We start from the raw sequence: 20,868 nt of genomic DNA, 5'->3' as shown, positions 1-20,868 counted from the left end.
GCCTCGATGTCGGGAGGCCTAAAACGGACGCTCTTTTTTCTTTCGGCGGCGGCCGTTTTGGCTGTCGTCACGATCCTCACGACGGCCACAGTTCTTTATTTCCGTTTCCCCTCTCGTTGGGCCGGAAATTATGTCGCGCGTTATATCGAACGGCAAACGGGAGCCAAGGTCACCATCGGACCCGTTTCTCCCTTTCCTCTCGGCCGATTCTCCATTGGATCGATTTCCGTTACTTCTCCTTCCGGAACTCCGATCCTCGAAATTGAATCGATTCGATTCCAGTACCGTCCTTTGCCTCTCTTGCGCCAGCATCTCATCGTCAAGGAATTCATCGTCGATCGCCCGAAGATCCATCTCCTGCGCGATACGAAGGGGTGGAACTGCGAGCCTTTGTTAAAGCTGGTTCCCCCACCCCAGCAACCTCCGCCGCCAAGCCCTTTCGCTTCGATCGACGTTCAGAACACACCTCTCGATCATCTCTGGGGAGAGGTTCAAAAGGTTTTGGCGACGCTGGCAAAGGACTTCCCTTCCGTGGAACTCAAGGAGTTTTCGGTCCGAGAACTTCAAGTCGACTTCGAGGATGGGGCGGGTGCACGAATGTCCGCACCCCCGTTAAATTTTGGCCTGGCTCTGACGCTCACGCCTTCCAAGCGGAATGGAAAGATTCATCTGGAAACTCCGCGGAACTCGAAGCTTGTTGTTTCGCAAACAAAGAATGAAACCTCCGTGGATGAATTGATCGCCTTGCCTCTTCTCGAATTCGACGCGGAATGGCCGGGGGATGCTTCATTCAAGGCCAACTTTACGGGCCAGCTCGGAGAGATGAAACTCGCGCTGGCCAACGAACAAACTTCATACGGCACCGTAAAGGGATCCGGTTCTCTCTCGGCCGATCTTTCCAAAGGAGAGGTCGAAATATCGGGGCCTAACGTTTCTTTCCCCGGCCGAATTTCGTCCAATTTTTCATTGCGATTGGCTCGCTACGGCCTCGATTCGTTCCATGCTCGAGGAAAACTCCAGGTATCTCGCGCGAGCGGTCCGGATGCGCTTCGACGCTTTCTTCTCGGAGTTTCCGGCGGACTCCTTCCGGAGATCGACCTCGATTTCAAAGCCGACGGCCGCCTTCTGGTACCGACACTGGCGGAAATAAATAGACGAATCGCCACTCTGGCGCCTCCCATCGAAATTCAGGCCGACGGATCTCTCCACGCCAAGAATCTTCCTGCCGGTCTCTTGCCGAATGGAATGAAGATCGAGGGGATCGATGGAAAACTCATAGCGAATGTGGGACCGGAAAGCGCAACGATCAGCTCGTCACTATCTCTGAACGGAGCGCGATTTCCTCGGGATATGACCGGAAACGCCGACCTCGGCTCGCTTGAGATCCGTCATAACGGAAAAATCGAACTCGATCGTCTTCGTCGAATGAGGATCAAAGAAGCTACGTTGGGAATCCCTTCTCTCGGTTTACTCGCTACGATGAACGGAGAACTTCGATCCACCATTCCGTTCCCCGACCTGAATCAGAAACGACTCGATTCTCAAAACCCGACGAAGCTCCTTCGCGAGGCTCTCTCGGGAGAACTCAACGCTTCTCTCAAAATCGATGGCAAGAAAGCGGCCGGCCGTCTGAAATTAGCGCGCCTGAACGGCCGATTCACGAACACGCTTGCGCTTCGAAAGCGTGAAACCGATCGTTTCATCGTGGATCTTCAAGCAGACGCCCGCGATTTTTCCCTGGAGTTTTCGGACGGAACGTCGGTCCAAAATTTGGATCTCCATTTTCCGATCCACAAGGCACTTTACCTAGGCCCCTCGGCCGCCGGTGCGCCGCCTCCGTCGGCGGGAAACGTCTGGACGAAAACCTATGTGGAACAACTGAACGCCCTTTCTCCTTACGCCGACACGCTCCGCGCAGGTCGCGTAACGGCTGCGGGCTACGCCCTCGATCAAATCCAAGTCGACGCCGGATTTGACGGCACGAATTTCATCGTCGACCGTTTCGCGGCCAATCTTCTCGGGGGATCTCTCTGGGGGAGATTCGTCCTTCTTCCTCTGGCCCATTCGTTGAAACTGTCGATGGCGCTGGAGGTTGTAAATCTCGACATGAACCAACTGGTGTCACAGAAAGTTGCGGGAGACGCACAGGTGAGCGCGAACGCCCGTGCGGAGCTGGAGGTCCGACGAGGTTCCAAACTCTCCGGGGAGGGTTTGCTGGACGAACTCCAAGGACAGTTTCATCTCACCAAGATCGGCGACCAGGCGCTGGATCGGATGATTCTCTTTCTCGATCCTAAAGGAGAGGACCCTTCCATGGTTCAAGCCAGGGGATTATTAAAGAACAGCACTGTCGCTTCGGCGCTTAAAAATCCGCACGTCGCCTTCGCCGTTTCGCACGGCAATATGGATGCCGACATCGCTCTGCCCGGCGTCACGCTCGTCGACGTCAATATTCCGATTCGCGGGATTTCCGTGAAGAACCTTTTGAAGCTCGGCGGTGTGCGAAAGTCGATCGAGGGGCTGATCCCGCTTCTGGAGATGACACGCTATCTCCAGCTTCAAGGGATCGACGACCAGGGGCACGAGATCTACGCCGCGCGATAATTATGGACGTCGTTTCACACGCGGGATGGGGATACGCCACGCTCCGAAGTCGGGGAAAGAAAGCCGCCTGGGTCGGCGCCCTGGCCGGATGCGCACCCGATCTGCTTTTCTTCTTTCCGATGACGGCCGAACGGGTCTTCCGTAACGGCTGGAGCGGACTTCGGCGCCCCAGCCAAGAACCGGGAATTTGGCGCGCCGGCGGGCCTCCGATGCCGCCCGATCTCGTCGATGCGTACAACCATTACTATGTTTATACGCACAGCCTCGTGATCCTGGCGGCGGTGGTCGGCCTCCTTTGGTTACTCAAGAAGCGGCAGTGGATATGGCTTTCGATCCCATACGCACTTCACATTCTCATGGATATTCCGACACACGAGCGCTACCGGACGCCGTTCCTCTATCCGTTTTCTACGTTCACCGTCACCGGTGTCTCGTGGGCACACCCCTGGATCTTTTGGCCGAATTGGATCGCGCTGATTACCGTGCTTTTTGTGCTTCGCCGGCGCTATCGGACGAAGTGACAAATTAAAGCGACTCCACTAACGTTCCGCCACAAAACGGAAGTGCCGCGTTGAAGAAAATCTATCTTCTTATATTTCTTGGCTTTTTCAGCGGTTGCAGCGGTCCATTGGTCGGCGTGAACGTCGAAGTTGTGGACGAAAAAACGTTGCTGGAGCGCCAAATTCTCGGCTCGTACGATGAACTTTCCAAAGAACTGGTCCTAATCGCTTCCGTCCGCGGCGTGGACGACGCCGGAAAGATCAAGCCTCTTCCTTATATACCCCCCGGGAAAGACAAAGCATTGCGAGCGGCGCAGGCGCGTGAATTCAACCGGGACGACATCGACTCCTTTAAGAAGGACGGCTGCGTGGGCGAAAATTCGGAAGGTCTTCTCAGTTTGCTTTCCTGCAACCGATCGAAAAAGGACAAAACGTACGCCAAGTTCGTCAAAGATCTCGCCGATGAGGAAAACCACGACCGGCTGATCATTCTTTCGCGCGTGATCGAGACGAGCGAGAACTTGAGTGAGAAGGATCTTCCCAAGCTTCGCCATGTTTTCGCTCAGATGAACCGGGATGCGGCCTCCAAAGGTGAGTTGGTGCAGAACGAGGACGGCGCGTGGATTACAAAACGTTAAGTTGCCGGTTCGCCCACGCGTTGGGCTCCGGTCCCGATGGGACCCCCCAAGTCCATGCTCATTCTTGCGCGTGGACTTGGGTTTCCCCGTCGGGCCACCCAACGCGTCGGCAACGAAGCGTTTTCTTTCTTATTCAAAGCGCCGTCCTGTTCTGTTTGTTGAGTTGTGCGAAACCCCAAGCGGAAGGCTTGAGGGCGCAGGGGGTGACGCCGCTCCGGAAGCGACAGGAGCGGATGACGTTCGCCGATTTTGTCCGGCGGCCGGAGCGGATCACGACCACGATCGCCGACGACTACGATCCCTCCCTTTCTCCCGACGGCCGTAGCGTCGTCTACGTTTCCAATCGGCGGGGAAATCCCGATCTCTTCGTTCGCTACCTGCCGGGGAGCGGACAGGTCGGCGATTACCCGTTGACGTTTCACACGGCGCGCGACAGTTCTCCTTCGATCTCTCCCACCGGCGAGCAGGTCGCTTTCGTCTCCTACCGAACCGACAGTCGCGGCGATCTCTACGTTCTCAATCTGCGATTGGCGCAAAAGGTGCCGGAACAGATCCGGAAACGGCTCTATGAGCGTTTCGGCGCTCTCTTGGGAAGCTCGGAAGCCGCGGCAGAAAAACAGGGATTAAGCGCCCGAGTCACGCATTACCTCCTCAAACAGGGTGAGCAGGTCCGCTTGACCGATGAGAAAACGGCGGACAGTGATCCCGCCTGGTCTCCGGACGGCACACAAATCTTTTTCACGCGATCGGACGGAACAACGTCAAACATTTACGTTCTCGACGTGATGACGCGTGTCGCGACGCAAGTCACCCGTACCGGCGGCGCGATGCCTTCCCCCTCTCCCGACGGCCGGACGGTCGCCTACGTTGTGCCGTCGCGCGACTCGAAAGCGGGCGGCAGCCTCTCGCTCCTGACTCTATCCACAAATCAAGTCGTTCCATTAACGCCCGGTCCGCTGGACGCGAGTCCAAACTGGTCGGACGACGGAAAAGAAGTCTCCTTTTCCCGCTACGCGGACGATACCGACGGAAACGGCCGAATCGACCTTTCCGACAATCCATCCATCTTTGCTGTGAATATCGCCGATAAATCTACCCTGCGAATGACGTCCGGCGATCGGTACGATCTTTTTCCGTACCAACGGAAAGGGCGGATGATCTTCGCCTCCGCTCCCTCCGGAGGAAACGGCCCGTCCAATCTTTTTTCGCTATTCACCGTCGGCTCGTTTCCCGTCGGAACCACCGAACGCCCCCGGTTCGACCAGCCCAAGAAGCTCTTCTCGGCCGCGGACGAGCTGCGCGAGAGTGAGCCGAGAACGTCGGCGCTGGCGTACGAGGAAATCCGCCACCGATGGCCGGAGGAAGAAGCTGCCGCAGAAGCCGGATATCGTCTCGGCCTTCTTCGCGATGAGTTGAAAGACGCGAAGAACGCGCAACGCCTTTGGACCGAAACAAGGAAATCGGCCCATCCGCGCTGGGGAATGCTTTCCGAAATTGAATCGCTCCGGATGGGGATCGACCGAGATCTCCTTCAAACCTCTTCCTCCGCCGAAAAGCAGGCGAGGATCAATCGATCGATTCAAAAGCTGAGCGAAATTAAAGAGCGAGCCGTGCGATTCAAACTGAGCGATGTCGCGGCCCATTCCGAACTCGCGGAAGGGAGAGCTTGGCGGAAACTCGGGGAGGAAGGCAAGGCGATCCGGTCGTACGACGAAGTTTTGAACCGGTTCGCGTCGGAGAACGATCTCGCGGCGCAGGCGGCGATGGAAAAGATCGACCTGTACAAGAAATTCGGCGACTCGGCCAAAACGATTCGAGGATACGTAGATCTGCTGAAGAAATACCCGGACGCGCTTCCGTACTCTCAACAAGCTTCCGAGAACATATTGAAACTTAGGCTTGCAGGTTCGCCGAACGACGCCGCGAAAGACGCGAGGCTTCGGGAAACCGCGAACCTCTATTCCCAAATTCCGATCCTTCCGGCGATGGCTCTGCGGCAGCTCGGCGATCGTCAATTCGATCGAAAAGAGTCGACGGCCGCGGAAACCACGTACCGATCGATATTGCATCAGTTTCCCCCCACCGGAGCGGGATCCCGTCAAGAGATCGCGCGGACGGAACTTTCTCTGGCCCGTCTGTTGGTCGGCCAAGGGAAGTACGACGAGGCGCTGGAAGTTTACCGCTCGGCCGACGTCGAGCTTCCGAAATACGACCCTTGGCGCAAAGAGGCGAGGCGTCGATTTGTCGGGAATCTTCTGGCCAAGGGCCGCAGCGAGCTGGCCGGGAAAGATCTTCGTATGGCGATCCGCACGTTCCGGAATCTGATTCTGTTCGACTACAACATTCCGCAGGCCCACCGGGGACTGATCGCCGCGTATGCGGCTTTGGGAGAGATTCAAACCGCCGTCACTCTATATAAAGAGGAGGTCGACAAGGCTCCCAACTCTTATCTCCCCAATTATTGCCTTGGCCTCGCTTACACGTACGTCGAACCGCCTTCGCACGGTTTTGATCTAGCCGAACCGCACTTGATCCACGCCATTGAACTGGACGGCCAGGCGATCTTTCCGCACCAGACGCTCGGGTTCGTCTACGAAAAGCGTGAGGAACTCTTGAAACAGGCCGACTATGTCGAACGGGCCATCGATCAATATCTCATCGCCCGTTCCCTTTCGAATCCAAAGGACGATTTTCAGAACTACGCCGATCTCACGCTGAATATCGGGAACGGATATTTTCTTCTGAAGGACTACGCCAATGCGTACGAGGCGTATTCCAAACGAAAAGCGTACGACGCCGCCTTCGATCCCAAAACGCAGCAACTTGTCTTCCTGGAACGTCTCGCGCGAGCGGCCTTTCATGTCGAACGGCGGGACGAAGCTTCCGCCGCCGCGACTCAGGCGCTGGAACTCTTGGCCCGCCTCGAGCGGGACAACGAACTCAAGGGGCGTGAGGCGCTTTCTCATCGCGCCGAGATCATGGATGTCCAGGCTTTGGCTCTCCAAGAGGGTGGGAAGAGGGACGAGGCCGCCAAGGCGTTCGGCGCCGTGGCCGAACTCAACCGCCGCTTAGGAGAACCGACGAATGAATCGAAGGCGCTTCGAAACCTGGCGATCAATCTATTCGAGAGCAAGGATAACGAAACCAACGGAGCAGAAAAACGTTTGGCCGAGGCGCTCGACGTTTTCGACCGAAGCCTCGGTCTGATGGAAAAACACGGCACGAAAACCGTGGAATCCGAAAAGCGGGGCGCGCTGCTCAACATCGATCTCGAAGTCGCCCTCGGCGAGGATAGCTCCGAGGCCGCCAAAGGATTCTCCACGCCCGCCGAACGAGAGCTCATCTACACGTTCATCGGCCGGATCGAACGCGAGCAAGATCACGATGAAGAAGCTCTTTCCGCTTTGGATCGAAAGAAGGCTTCCCTTCCGAAAGAAGGTTCGATCGACGAAGCGAAGAAGCCCTCCTATTTGTTGAAGCGCTCCATTCTGGCGAATCAACGCGGTGTCTTGCTAACCCGCTTAGGACGTTTCGACGAAGCCTTCCGGGAATTTAATGCTTCGTTTGCGGACGCCAAGAGTATCGGTCATACGGTCGGACTTTTCTCCGATGCGCGGTCGATCGCTCGCTTGAGCCTGATCCAACCGGAGAGCGTCTCACCGGCTATGGCCAAGCCGTATATCGACGCCGCTTTTTCCGCTGTGGCTGAATCCAAAGACGCTTCGCTCGCCACGCTTCGCGCGGAATTGGCGCTCGAGGGGATCGGCATCGTCGAGCCGATGGTAGCGGCCGCGCCCGAACCGAAACCATCCCCCTCCGCCATCCTCGAACCTCTCTCGCCCGTCGATGCGAAGACAACCGTTTTGCTTACTGAATCGGTCCGGCGGCTCCGCCAAGCTTACAAGGGCGTGGAGGAGCCGGCAGTCCGGCTTTCTTTGGATTTGGCACACGTCCGATGGACCGGACATCGGATCGAACGACGAAAAGGAGATTCCCTTCCGCAACTTGAAAAAGAAGCTCTTCGCCTTCACCGGGACGATCTCGCCCTTCGGGCGCGGGCTCTGGCCGTGCAAATGGCCGCACCCAAGAATTCAACCGATTTTCGTGCCGCGATGGAACCGGTCGTGAGCTTCGTTTCCGAACGACCTCCGTTCGAAGATGTTTCGGCTTACGGCGTCCTCTTGCCGCTTTGCGACCGATGGATCGATCTCGCCGTAGAAGCCAACGATGCGGAGTCCGTCTACGAGGCCGAGGAGTGGAAATCGAGAGCCGCGCTTGCATTGACTCAGCCTCCTCTTCCGCAACAATCCGTTTCCCTCGATACGAACGAAGCGCTTCAAAATGTCCGGGAACTTCTGGCCGGAGTTCGAAAAGGAGAAGTTCCGCGGGAAGCCTTTCTCGAAAGCCTGGCCATGCTGGAGGAAAAGGATCGGGGACTCGGTTCCCTCTTTCGTTTCGGCATCATTCCGGCGGCGGAGTTGATCGAAATGCTGGGAACCGAGTCGGCGTTCGTGCGAGAGATCCGCTCCGGAACTTCCGCCATTCGTCTCTGGGTGCGAAAGGAAGGCGTAGCGCTGGAACCTGCCGGCGCAAAAGGTACGGTTTCCCCCCGGGACCTTTACGCGACGACGAACGCGGTCTGCGGGAAAGCTCCTCATTGCGCGATCGTTCACAGTGCCGCCCATCTTTTCTATGCCCTGAACCATCAAAGCATTTTCAACCAACGAACGTATCTTTTCGGTGAAGCTCCCGCCTCTTCACCGAACGGTCAGATCGCCGTTATGTGGAAACGTCGAACGGACTTCGAACAGCATCGCGGACTCGCCGACAGCTTTGTCTCTCCGACCTCTTGGACGCCGGACCAGACGGCCGCTTCTTTCTCGCCGCTGAACCGCCGACTGTTCCTTTCGGATTCTTCCCTTTCGAGATTTGAGAAGGAAATCCCGGCTCATCTTCTGCTCGGAAGCGGCGTCTCCACGATCTTTGTCCCCGCGGTTCCGGCGAATTCCCCTTCCGGAATCTCGCCGCTTCTCGCCGAGTGGTGGAGTCGCGGCGGAGCTTCGGCGGTTGTGGAATCCACGACCGCCGACCCCCGAGAACTTTGGACGGAAATGGCAGGTCAACCGACGAGGCGGCTCGGCGATATCGTTGGCGAACGGCAATGGCGCGTTTACGGCGCTCTCGGTTACACGCCGGAAGAGCGGAAGGAAATCGCGGAGGGCATCCTGGATGAAACCGTCGGCAAAGGGGCCGCTCTCTACCGCGCGGAAAAATACGGGGAGGCGGTCCGGGCGTTTGATCAGGCCCTGGCGACGCTGGCGGCACAGAAGGCGCCGAATGCCCCACCTTCGGAAAAAGAACAACAGATCCTGGATGCGGCGAGCAGTGCCGCCTTTCGGGCCGACGACCTGCCGCACGCGATCGACCTCGCCGAAAAGCTGGTCGCCGCCCGTCGAACCCGAGGCGGCCTACCGCTTGCCGAAGCTTTGCAGTTTCTGGGCGTTCTCTATTCCCGCGTGGAGCGATACGAAGTTTCGGTCCAAACGTTGGAGGAGGCGACGAAGCTCTTTCACAAATCGAAAGCTCCTACGACAAAAGTCGCCGACAGTCTGAGCACGCTCGGCATCGTTTACGAAAATGCGTACCGCTACTCCGATGCGCTTCGTTTTTTCGATCGATCGCTTGAAATCCAAGGCAAGGCGGGAGGGCGCGGCAGCGGCGACCAGTGGCGCCGAATCGGGCGAATTTATTACTTGCGACTTAACGATTACGCCAAGGCGGAGGAGGCCTTTCAAAAGGCGGTCGCCGCGTTTGAGCGAGAGAAGAATCTCGTCCAACGCGACGAAGCTCTTCTCGAAATTGGACTTGTGGCGGAGAGAAGGGCCGACTTCGCTAAGGCACGCACTCTTTATCAGGCGGTTTTCGATCGGTCGCAAAAACGGAAGAACCTTGCCCTCGCTTCAAAGGCGATGCTCTATCAGGCGAACACCTATTGGTTCGAAGGGAATTACTTCGACGCATTCAAGGCCCAACGGACGGCGCTCTCTCTTGCGGAAGAGGCGAACGACGACCGGTTGCGCCTCCTCTGCCATTCGACCGTCGGTCTGATCTACTGGACGCTGAATCAGAACGACAAATCGATCGCCGAACAAAAAGAAGCCCTGACGCTGGCCCGAAAAATAGTCTCTCCGGTGGATGAATCCTCGGCGTACAACAATACCGGCTTGGTCTACCGGTCGATGAACCAACTCGATAAATCGATCGCGTTCTTCCAACAGGCACTCCAGATCGATCAAAAGCTGAACACGGTTTGGGGCCAAGCGTACGACTACCGAAATTTGGGAATCAGCGAGACGCTTCTCAAGCGATATGCCGATGCGGCAAACCATTTGAACGAGTCGGTCCGGCTTTCGCAATCGATCGGAGCCCGGATCAACGAGGCCAAGGCCCTGCAAAGTCTCGCCGATCTGTACTTGGCGCAGAATCAATTGAATCCCGCGCACGAAACCTTCCGCAAGGCCCTCGACGTTTCGCGGGAGGCGGGATTGCGGGAGGTCGAGTGGCGCGCCCTTCAGGGGCTTTCCCGAATCACGTCGGCGCGAAAGAACCGAGAGGGCGCGTTTGTTTATCTGAAAGAAGCCATCGACGCCGTCGAGAAAATGAGCGCGTCGATCAAGATCGAGGAGTTTCGGAACGGATTCATCACCGACAAGCTCTCCCTTTATGAAGACATGATCCTGCTGCTTCTGGAGGGATCGCCGCCGCGGACGGAGGAGGCCTGGAGTTACGCCGAACGGGCGCGTTCGCGAAACTTCATCGATCTCCTCGGAAACAAGACCCTTTCGTTTTCGGAGCCGAAGGACCGGAAACTTGTGGAACGCGACCGCCAGAACCGTCAAAAACTTACCGACCTGGAAAACCTTCTGGCCGCCTCTCGAGACGACGCCGCACGGGAAAAGATCGGCTCGCAACTGAAAGCCGCCCGAAAGGATCGAGAGGATCTGTTGATCGAGATTCGGGCCGCCCGGCCGGAGCTTTCGGCTTTTGTTTCCGTCGATGTGATTTCACTGTCCGAACTTCGCTCGGTCATCGGAAAGGACACGGCGCTGGTGGAATATTTTCTAACGCCCAAGGAGATCTTGGCCTGGGTCATCACCCGCGACAATCTTCGTCTCATCCGCACCGCGGCGCCCAAACTTCAGGTCGAAGAACGGATCGTCGCCTATTCCAAATTGATGCAGGAGCAGAAACCGTTGCTTAAGGAGTCCGAGGAACTTTATCGTCAGCTTTGGAGACCGGTTGAAAAAGCTCTGGAAGGAAAACGGTTCGTCGGCATATCTCCGTATGGAAGCCTTCATTATCTAGCCTTTGCGTCCCTGTTCGATGGGAGCCGGTATGTCGTCGATCGGGTCCCTATCTTTTACACGCCGAGCGCCAGCGTCCTTCGTTACACGCGAGTCGAAAAACCGGTGGATAAGAACGACGTCCGTGTCCTCGCCGTCGGGAATCCAGATCTCGGGAATCCCGCGCTGAACCTGCCGTTCGCCGAAAAGGAGGTCGGATCGATCGGACGAAGCTTCCCCAATATCGACGTCCTCATGCGCGAGAAGGCCACCGAACGGTGGGTGGCCGCCAACATCGGACGGTATAATGTCATCCATCTCGCCTCCCACGGGGAGTTCGACCCGGTCAACCCGCTCTTCTCGGCGATCAAGCTGGCTCCGTCCAAAGATTCGGGCGGCGATCTTCGGGCCGAAGACATTTTCGGTCTCAAACTCAACGCGGATCTCGTCACGTTGTCGGCCTGTCAGACGGGGCTGGCCAAGATTGAAGGGGGGAACGAACTGATCGGCCTCAACCGTTCGTTTCTCTATGCCGGAACGCATTCGATTCTCTCCAGTCTATGGCGCGTCAGCGATGTCTCGACCGCCGTCCTCGTGAAACACTTTTATCGGAACTACGCCGGCGCCTCGAAAGCCGAATCGCTCCGCCAGGCCCAGCTTCTGGTCAAAGACTACTATCCCCACCCCAGTTATTGGGCGGCCTTCTCTCTGACGGGAGATTACCGGTGATCCGATGCGCGCGAACTGACTGTCTTACAAGATTCGGTAGTCTCGACTGCCGAATCGTGAAAAATTTGCGGAACTTACAAAACCTTTCATAGCTTCTCCAAGCTAAGCCATTGAAATTATATATCCTATAAGGGGAACGAGTTATGCATCGCATTATGCCTTCAAAAGGAAATTCATGCTCATTCAAACCCTCAACCGCCCGGCCATTGTGCGCTTGGCTATTATCCTTAGCCTGGTTCTAGGCAATTCCACAGTAGCGTTCGCTTCTACGTGGTTCGTCAGCAATGTGTCCGGACGGAACTGTTCGGATAACGGGGACGGGTCCGAGGCGACTCCGTTTTGCTCGATCCAAGCCGGCGTCAACCAAGCCGGCCCGGGAGACACGGTGTTGGTCGAAGGTGGAACTTATCTTCCGGCACCGGGGTCGACGGCTACGCTCAAAATCTCCAATAGTGGAGCGGCGGGCCTTCCGATCACGATCCAGTCGTACCCTCCCCTCGCAGCCGCAATTGTAGGGCCTGCCGGAGCGGGTGAAAGCGGCGGGCAAGGGGTCTCGATTGGAGGACAACACATTATATTCGACGGATTCGAAGTACGAGATTCGGCGGGAACCGGCATCAGAATAAGAGCGACCAGCGGCTACGTGAACGTGCGCCGGAATTACGTGCATGACAATGGAACGCGCTGCCCAAGTTCCATGACACGCTGTGGAGACGGAATCTCGCTCAATGAAACGGCTAGAGTCCCCGGCGTGGTTTTCGAGAAGAATTTGGTGGTTCGCAACGGCAGCGCCGATGATCGAAATTTCCATGTCTCGGCCCCTGGGGCCATAGTACGAAACAATATTTCGGTCGCCAGCTTGATCCATGGGTTTCTCATCTATCCGGACTGCGACGATTGCCAGGTCTACAATAACGTTGCCTATGGTACGCGAAGGTACGAGGGGTTTCTTGTGGGTTCGGACAGTCAGCGAGTACGGGTCTTTAATAATATCGCCGTAAATAATACGGGCTACGGATTCGCTCTTTATTACTCGGGCTCGAATACCGTCATGTTTCGAAACAACGTTTCATTTGGGAACGGGAACAATAATGTGGGCGTCCTCGGCAGCGGCATAGTCGACAATCGGAATTTGTTCATTCAAAACCCCCTTTTCACCGACCCTGCGTTATTGGATTTCCATCTTCAAGCGGGCAGCGTAGCCATCGACAATGGCGATGCGGGGCTAATGCCGGCTGACGACATCGATGAGGAACCGCGTCCGATGGGATCCGGGATAGATATCGGCCCAGACGAGTTTGCGGTCTGCGCGGATCTGGACGGAGACGGGTTCGGTTCCCCGATCAATGCGGGATGCGTCAACGCGGAAATCGATTGCAACAACGACGACTTGACCGTTTATCCGGGGGCGGCGGAAATCAACGACCACAAAGACAACAACTGCAACGGACAGACTGACGAACTGAACCGATCTCCGGTTATTTCCATGGCGGCCGATCCGTCCAGCGGCTACGCGCCTCTTTCCGTTTCATTTTCCTGCTCGATCACCGATCCGGACGGCGATCCCGTGTTTTTGGATATCGATTTTGGCGATGGTTCCGGCCACGCGAACGTCTGTCCGAGCAATCACATTTATGAGGCTGCGGGCTCATACACGGCGCGCTTCGAAGCTAGCGACGGCTTCGGCGGTTCCACCAGCGTTCCGCAAGCCATCAGCGTCGCATCCCTCGATGGCAATAGGCCCCCGGTGGCGTATTTTTCCGCCCGCCGAGCGGAGACCGTAAGGGGAGTGATATTCCAAGCTTCGGCGTCCGATCCGGACGGCAACCTCGCGACGTGCATGGTCGATTTCGATGACGGATCAAGTCCTGTGTCTTGCGCTCCCGACATCAGCCATACCTATCCGCGCACCTCTCGGTCCCTCTACGGAAAATACCTGGCGTGCGCCGTGGCCACGGATACGTTGGGCCTGGAGGCCCACAGCTGTCTTGAGATCAAAGTCATCGGCAAATTCGTTGTGAGGATCAAGGTCTATAAGAAGGATCAAATGCGAGCCGACCTCGACATCGAAGTGGAGGATCAAGACGACAACAATGATGACGATGTGGATGACCTTGAAGATCGCACGCTTATATCGACGTTTCAGTTCAACGGCACAGACACAATCAGGGATAGCCTGTCTGCAGCCTACGGGATCACGAGCACATCTCCGCTGTTTGCGAAGATCGAGTCGGGCTCGGAGAGCGTGGAGTTCAGCCTTAAGCTGGATCCTTCCGGGAATGTCGTGCTCTTGTCCGCGAGCAATCCTGCGGCGATTATCATCGAACAGGACACCCAACAGAACGTCGGTGTCAACAGCAAAGCGGCGGGCTGCGGCCGGATAGACGGGAAGAGCGGGTTCAGCCTCATCATACTTTTTTTGGTCGGATTCCTAGGCTATCTACGCGAATTGTGGTCGCGGCGATCTCGACAACATCGTCACCGTTTGCAGTCGCCGCTTTAAGAACTGCCGGTTTAATCAGGATTTTTTGGTCGACTCACCGATCGCCGATCTCGCATCTGCCACAACCTTTTCTTCCGGCTTCTCAACACAACCGCAGGTGCCGTTCGGTGCGCGAGCGAGCGGCTTGATTGCCGTAATGTTACTCCGGAATACAAGCACCGAATTTTTCCGCTGCCGAATGGGTCGTTTCTCCTACAGCATTGTGAATTTTTCACGCTGAGCTATATTTAAAGCATGAGAGTCGCCTTCGCCCATCCCGTCGTTTTACGGCAAGCTTTATTTGTACTTCTGATGACGTTGACCACGACGATTATATCTTGCAACAAAGAGCCGGAAATCTCAGGGCAAATTGTCGTCGATGAGAACGCTGAAGTAGGCGATGCCACTCTTCTAGAACTCAAGGTCTTTGGTTACAACGATGACATTATCACTGAACACAAACAGACGTACTTTCAGGTTTATCCCATCACCTCCGGGTTCCCCTTCCCCTTCACAATTTATGCTGAAAACGTAAAGGAATTATCCGATTATCGCTATTTCGCAATTCTCGTATGGGCCGTGCAAAATCAAGGGGGGGGACAGGTGTTTTTGGGTGGAGAGCGGGTCGGGCTTCTCACAAGCGAACTGCCGGTCACCGATTTGACGGTGAGACTCTATAACTCCCCGGTACTCGTACTCACAAGAGCTGACTAGAACCGGTCTCATAAATGGATTCCTCGCGAGACCGAGCGAAAAGCCCGTGATCGAGGCCGCAGGGTCAAAATGCCCCGAAGCGTACTTGAATAGGTACGTTAGTGGAGATCCCCACGCGAAGGTCCGATTACAAAAACAAGAGTAAAACAGTCGGGATCCAGCGGTATCGGTTCAGATTCATCGTGCCGTTGGTCCGGAATTTCACCTTCTCCTTTTCCAAAAGGTGCCGCTGAAACCCCGCCGGAAGACTAGAGAGTCTGTCTGTGGAGCAACCGCCGGAGGCGTTCACCACCCGATGCCAAGGGACGCCCTTGGGGCTTGAATGCATCATCCAGCCTACGGCGCGCGCCGAAAGGCGGCCTTTAAGAAGCGCGGATATCTGCCCATAGGTCATTACACGCCCGCTCGGGATCTTCCGAACCCAATCGTAAACGAACTCCCCCAAGCCTCCTCCCGCCATAACCGGTCAAGTTACAACGGCGCTCGTGCCATCCAAGAATGTCGCCCGTTTGTCTGCGGGCTCACCTCAGCCACGCTTCTTTTTCGGCTCGGCCCACATGCCCTTCTTGGCCATCTTGGCTTGGTCCTGGAGATCCTTGGCGTATATGTCCTTCGCATGCTTTTGGTTCCATTGAGCGTATCCCTCTCTCACAAGCTCATGGTTCAAGTTGGGTCCGGGAGGCAGGCTCACCATGGCGAAGATTCGCCCTTTGCGGTCCTTCCCCTTCGCGTCCACCAGCACTTCTTTCCCTAGTACGAGATCCGCGGCGAACTTCTTGGCCTTCGCCATAACCGCAGGTTTCTTACCCGGCAAAACGACGCCGTAGAGCTTGACGTCATACTTCTTTTTTCCCATCGAAATCTTCAAGGTGTCCGCTTGCACGACCTTGAGAACTTTCGCACTCTCCCCGGTGAATATTTCTTGAGGAGAAGTCGTCGTTCCCTTCTCGGGAACGCCTTCCGCCGACACAGCCGCGGGAGTTTCGGCGGCACCTTGGCCCCCGGGCGTTTTCTCCGTTCTCGAACAACCCAACGTGAAAAGAGCGATTGACAACAGGACACCCGAGCCAGCCGTTAGAAAGCAAACAAGTTTTCCGTGATTTTTAAGCATTTGAGTTCCTCGTTTTCCTGGAAAGATTTGACGACGTGATTCTATCCCCACCTTTGGAGCTTGTGAACCATGGAGCGTACACTATCGTGGGTGAGCAAGAAATCGTCGCCTGGCTTCGTCACGTGGCTCACGCTCACGCTCAGCCGGGATTGGTTCCCGGGCGACGAAAAAAATAAATATGCCGTTTCGACGTGGCTATTTCTCCGTGTTCTCGCGCTGATTTATCTCTTTCAATTTATTTCGCTGTCGACACAGGTGATCGGGCTGATCGGAAACCAAGGGATTGCTCCCGCTGGGGAGGTCATTACGTTGGCAATTAAGGAACATGCCGCCGTCGCCATGCTTCGGTATCCTACGCTCTTTTGGTACGGCACGCCGGATTTTCTGATGCTCGGGGTTTGCTGCCTCGGCGTTTTGGCTTCCATTCTTCTTTTTGTCGGCATTTTCGCCGGCGCCGCCCTGATTGCGCTTTACGTCTGTTTTCTTTCTTGTGCCAGCGTCGGAGGGGAATTTTTCTCCTTTATCGGCGATCGACTTTTGCTGGAAGCGGGATTCCTGGCCATGTTCTTGACTTCGTTTCGATTGTGGATGCCGTTTCGCAGAACGCCCAGCCCACCGAAAATGGTCCGATATCTTCTTTGGTGGCTGCTCTTCCGGATTCACGTTCAATCGGCAATCTACGATTGTGCCGATGCAACGCATTACGCCGGCGCCCTGTCTTTCAGCGCGCTCTTTTATCAAAACCAATCGCTCCCTTCGTGGCCCTCATGGTACTTGCATCAATTGCCGGCTCCTTTTCACTGGATCTACGCGTCGCTTTGGCTGGCCGTACGCATCGTCTGTTCCGTATTGATCATCGCGCCCCGCCAACACCGGCACCGAGCCGCCCTGGTCTTCGTTCTGTTCGAATTGATTCCCTTTTTAGCGGGAAATTACACACATTTCAGCCTTACGGTCATGGCCTTATGCCTATTCCTTCTGGATGATGCCTTCTGGATTGAACTCCTTCCGCTCGCAAGAGAGCGAATTGAGCAATTAGCGGGAAATAAATACAGGGGCTTTTCTGTCGTAACGCGCCGGACGGTCTTGTCCATTCTCCTAGCGCTTACCGGACTCCATTTTGGCCAAAGTTTCTTCCCGAGCGCGGCGAGGTTTACCAACTTGAACTCACTTCTAGCAATTTTCTCTTCCTTTGGTGTTGTGGACCGCTATGCGTTCGAATTCACCCAAGAAGAATTCCGGCCGGAACTGAGGGTGGAAGGGAGCCCGGACGGCGAAAATTGGCGGCCGTACGAATTTCATTGGAAGCCCGAAAGTCCAAAACGTTTGTCTCCGATTCTTGCGTCTCACCACCCTCGGCTCGATTGGCAAATGGCTTACGCTGCGGGAAGTCCGGCCTCGAAAACCGAATGGGTTTCGCGTTTCTGCCATCGCCTTTTGGAGGGGTCCGCGCCGGTCCTGGATCTTCTTCAAGAAAACCCGTTTCCGTATTCCACGCCCCAGGTCGTCCGCATCCTTCGCTACGAGCATCGATTCACCGAAATCTCAACGAAAGACGAGGGGTGGTGGACTCCTCCGAGTGGTTCGAAAGACACTCTTTATATGGAGTGCAGGAAACCGTAGCCGCGGGAAATTCATCGCGCGCGCCCGGACGAGGTTACGATCAACGTTTCATTTGCCGGAACACGCGGTCGAGCGCCGAACCGCCCACGGACGTGGCGCCATTACCGAAATAAATGTCGGGCACGCCGTCCCGGTTGAGATCCCCAATTCCAACGGCCGTCGCCGCACCGGGATCGTCCACGTCTTGGAAGATCCTCGGCGGGCCGGGTAGAAGCGTCGGCCGACCGGCGCTATCCACGGCGGACCGGAACAGCCTCAAGCCCGCTGCTTCAAAATCCTCGAACACATTCATTCCGAGATCGAAGCCGTCGACGCCCAAGTTGACCCCACCATTCAGCAAGATCTTCATCCCACGAAATTCCGGATTGCCGCCGAAGTCCGAGGAGAGATCTTCAAGCTGGCCGCAGGCCGCCGCGAAGTCCATTCGGCCCAGGCCGCGGGTATCCGCCAGAGCGCCGTTGTGACAGTTGTCCTGATTGCTCATCCCCGGAAGCAAGGCTTCCGCTAAACCACCTCCGTCTCCGGCGAAGAGCCGCGTTCTGCACGAAGTCCCTTGACCCGCTGCGCTTCCGCCCAGCTTTCGATAGCCGATGGCCAGATAGTCTTGTCCGTTAGTCCCTTTTGCCGATTCACCGAAGGAGTGATTGCAGTTGTTCGCCGTGGCGGCGGAAAGAAGGTTTCGATTCAGACGGAAATGGGGAAGGCCATCCGGACTCTCCGAGGGGCTAATGGCCTCGAACGTCAGGTTCACGCCATGATTGTCCGGTGTCGTGAAACTTTCGGAACGAACGCAGATCATGTCTCGGTCGCGGGACTCGTCCCCATCCAGGTCGACAAACGCCACGTCCTCGCAATAGACCGGCAACAGACGTTCGTCGCCTCCCACGTCGATCAGATCGGTTCGCAAGACAAAGTCGTTCGATTGACAGTTTTGGAGAGGTCGATTCTTGCATCGGTTCTCGTAAACGCTCAATCCGCCGATTTCCATCTGCCCCGTCAGAACAAAGATCAGGTCGGCGCCGCCGTCACCCTCCACGGCATCGTACAGACGAACGCGGCTGGAGGGGCGTTTGTCTCCGGCCAGCTGCGACGGAAGGGTCACGGGACTCAAAAAACATGGGATTCCGTCGGCCACGTCGGTTCGTCCCGGCCTATTGCATAGGTCGTACCCGGAGTTGATGAAGGCCGCGTCGGGCACCTGGTTGGCCGAATGGTTGGCGATGACGAGATCCTCATGTTCGTCGCCGTTGACATCGCCCACGGCCACCATGCTCGCCTTGTTCAGATCGGCCCCGTAGACCGGATGCCGCGGGAGATTGCATCTTGTAAACGTATCCACCTTCGTCCAGTCGACATTCGAAGGGATCTGCTGGACGGCATCCAGGCCGTCGCAGTCGAATCCGGCGCCGGTGCGCAGGACATGCCGATCGCGATCGAGGAAATCGCGCTGGAGGTCCCCCACCCACCGTGGAGGCGTCTGCGTATCCTTCGGAAAATCGTCGGGCGTGAATATGCACGCTGTGTCGAAAGTCCCGTCCTGCTTCTTGCAGCTCACGTTATCGTCATCGGCGACCTTGAAGATTTGAATCCCGGCCGAAGGATCGGCCAAAAGAACCCAAGGCTGGCCATCCCAGACACTCGGAAGAATGTGCAAGCTGTTTTCAACGTTCGTCGTACGAGGAAGGTTGGAGGAAAGATCAACGAACTCGCTATTCCCGACGGGTGTGGGGGTGACAATCGGATCGGTGGCATACGCCACGTGACCCGACACTTCGGACGGGAGCCCTTCGGCATCTTTGCTCCGAATCGCGAAGATATAGCTGCTGCCCGATTGGAGGCCGGACACTTGGACGGAATGATTGTCGCCGGGGGGACGGGAGTACAGCGGGACTGTTCCATCGTCCTCCTGATCGTGAAGGATGAGGCCGAGAGGATTGTCGATCTTGTCGCCGAATTGGTCGCTCGGAAAATCTACCGGACCTTCCTTGTATTTAAGAACGAGTTCCGCGACCGGACCGCCATCCGGATTCACGCACGAACGGCTGGTGACATCCCAACCGTTTTCACGCACTTCGACCCAGTTCAGGCGGATCTGGTGCGTCGGATCGTCCCCCTTTTCGGCGGCGAGAACGATCGGACAGGGAGGCGTGTTGGGACGAGGAATGTCGTCCGTGGTCGCACAAAAAACGCCGTCGGGTCCTCCGTCCCCCGCGGGAACACGCAGCAACGAAATATTGCCGGATCGATCGACCGCCTTGGCCGAAAAACAATACGTGGACCTCGGAGCCAGCCCCGTAAACGAAAGCGTCTGCCAGGGAGGGAGATGCCCGAAAGCGTCGCCGACGCTTGGATCATGCCCGGCCGGATCGGGCTGAAAGGCGAACGAATTCGAAAAGTCCGTTTCGGACGAGATGGGAGACGATGCGCGTTTGAGAACGTAATTGCGCACGGGCAGCCCCGCATTGGGGAGACCCGCCGGATCATCCCCAACTTCTTCAAAGGACACCTCAATCGAGTCGGTCCCGCCTGCAAGGGCCTGAACGATGCGAACGGGAGGTGGAGGGGTCGTGTCGACAGGATCGGTCGGGCCCACACCGCCGTAGTACTTGATTTTCCGGTCGCCCGGGTCGCCGGAAACGCCCAACGCGGGCTGCCCGCCATATTCGTCACGATCGAGTGTTTTGTTCTGAACCGCGGCGCCGACAAAGAGAGGAATTTTCTGAGCGGGGATTTTCGGAACAACGACATGTATCCGCTGGCAAATTCCACCGCCGGCTTCGTTATCGTTCGTGCACTCGCCGTTTCGAAGATCGCTTTTTAAACCGTTGACCAAGGCGAACTTGCTGGCCACTCCGTCGGCCACATGAACCCCGCCCACGACCACTTCGACGTCCAACGGGATCCTTTTCCGCGGGCTGCAGTCCGTCGCGGACAGACACACGGGAGCCTCGTTCGATCGTTGGAAGTTCCGGCCGACGATTGTGAGAATGTCCCCCGTTCTCGCGCGGATATCGCCTTGCGTACCGTTGCCCTTCGAACCGTTGGGGCTGCATTCCTTGTCGTTGAACCCTCCCGAGTCCCAATCTTGCCGTTCCGTCACACACACATAATCAATTTGTGGCTT

At 56.6% G+C, this 20,868-nt stretch carries 10 protein-coding genes; 7 read left to right on the top strand and 3 right to left on the bottom strand.

Annotated elements, in window-relative coordinates; all coding sequences use genetic code 11:
* Window positions 1–6: 6 nt before the first annotated feature.
* From VI895_12880 to VI895_12855, 6 genes are all read left to right on the top strand, one after another.
* A complete protein-coding gene (locus tag VI895_12880; protein HLG20693.1) occupies window positions 7–2,604 on the top strand; it encodes an AsmA family protein in 2,598 nt (865 codons plus the stop codon).
* A 2-nt stretch (window positions 2,605–2,606) separates the two neighbouring features.
* Complete coding sequence (locus tag VI895_12875; GenBank protein ID HLG20692.1) at window positions 2,607–3,125, top strand: metal-dependent hydrolase; 519 nt, start codon at window positions 2,607–2,609, stop codon at window positions 3,123–3,125.
* 50 nt (window positions 3,126–3,175) lie between these two features.
* Window positions 3,176–3,742, top strand: a complete 567-nt coding sequence (locus tag VI895_12870) for a DUF1318 domain-containing protein (GenBank protein ID HLG20691.1) — start codon at window positions 3,176–3,178, stop codon at window positions 3,740–3,742.
* A 203-nt stretch (window positions 3,743–3,945) separates the two neighbouring features.
* Window positions 3,946–11,814: a CHAT domain-containing protein gene (locus VI895_12865; protein HLG20690.1), complete on the top strand. Its 7,869-nt coding sequence runs from the start codon at window positions 3,946–3,948 to the stop codon at window positions 11,812–11,814.
* Between the two features lie 175 nt (window positions 11,815–11,989).
* Complete coding sequence (locus VI895_12860) at window positions 11,990–14,317, top strand: PKD domain-containing protein (protein ID HLG20689.1); 2,328 nt, start codon at window positions 11,990–11,992, stop codon at window positions 14,315–14,317.
* Between the two features lie 234 nt (window positions 14,318–14,551).
* On the top strand, window positions 14,552–15,010 hold the full coding sequence (locus VI895_12855; GenBank protein HLG20688.1) for a hypothetical protein: 459 nt from the start codon (window positions 14,552–14,554) through the stop codon (window positions 15,008–15,010).
* A gap of 127 nt (window positions 15,011–15,137) precedes the next feature.
* On the opposite strand, the gene VI895_12850 is transcribed toward VI895_12855, so the two are convergent.
* Both VI895_12850 and VI895_12845 read right to left on the bottom strand, forming a co-directional pair.
* The gene (locus VI895_12850) at window positions 15,138–15,455 is read right to left on the bottom strand and encodes an MGMT family protein (GenBank protein ID HLG20687.1); all 318 of its coding nucleotides are present in this window, start codon (window positions 15,453–15,455) and stop codon (window positions 15,138–15,140) included.
* Between the two features lie 81 nt (window positions 15,456–15,536).
* Entirely contained in the window at window positions 15,537–16,064 is a 528-nt protein-coding gene (locus tag VI895_12845; protein ID HLG20686.1) for a thermonuclease family protein, read from the bottom strand.
* Between the two features lie 126 nt (window positions 16,065–16,190).
* Here VI895_12845 and VI895_12840 point away from each other — a divergent pair, with 126 nt between their 5' ends.
* Complete coding sequence (locus VI895_12840) at window positions 16,191–17,744, top strand: lipase maturation factor family protein (GenBank protein HLG20685.1); 1,554 nt, start codon at window positions 16,191–16,193, stop codon at window positions 17,742–17,744.
* Window positions 17,745–17,784: 40 nt separating this feature from the next.
* Here VI895_12840 and VI895_12835 read toward each other — a convergent pair.
* Window positions 17,785–20,868 (bottom strand): hypothetical protein (locus VI895_12835; GenBank protein HLG20684.1); only part of this gene is annotated, 3,084 nt, incomplete at its 5' end.

Source organism: Bdellovibrionota bacterium (assembly GCA_035292885.1).
Taxonomy (GTDB): Bacteria; Bdellovibrionota_G; JALEGL01; order JALEGL01; family DATDPG01; genus DATDPG01.
This window is presented reverse-complemented; position numbering and strand designations above follow the sequence as displayed.